Source organism: Corynebacterium sp. HMSC074C04, assembly GCF_001838295.1.
Classification (GTDB): Bacteria; Actinomycetota; Actinomycetes; order Mycobacteriales; family Mycobacteriaceae; genus Corynebacterium; species Corynebacterium amycolatum.
Genome location: NZ_KV836263.1, coordinates 1 through 225, shown reverse-complemented (window position 1 = coordinate 225; position 225 = coordinate 1). Strand labels below are relative to the sequence as shown.

The 225-nt window shown below is 54.2% G+C and carries 1 rRNA gene; it reads right to left on the bottom strand.

From position 1 onward, the window contains the following. Positions 1-214 (bottom strand): 16S ribosomal RNA (locus HMPREF3011_RS00015); the annotation flags it as partial. Between the last annotated feature and the right edge of the window lie 11 nt (positions 215-225).

Sequence of the window (225 nt, the reverse complement as noted above, 5' to 3'; positions counted from 1 at the left end):
AAAAAACTTTCCACCACAGCATCCACACCATGGTCCTATCCGGTATTAGACCCAGTTTCCCAGGCTTATCCCGAAGTGCAGGGCAGGTCACCCACGTGTTACTCACCCGTTCGCCACTCGTGTACCCCAGCAAGCTGGAGCCTTACCGTTCGACTTGCATGTGTTAAGCACGCCGCCAGCGTTCGTCCTGAGCCAGGATCAAACCCTCCATCAAAAACCCTTCAA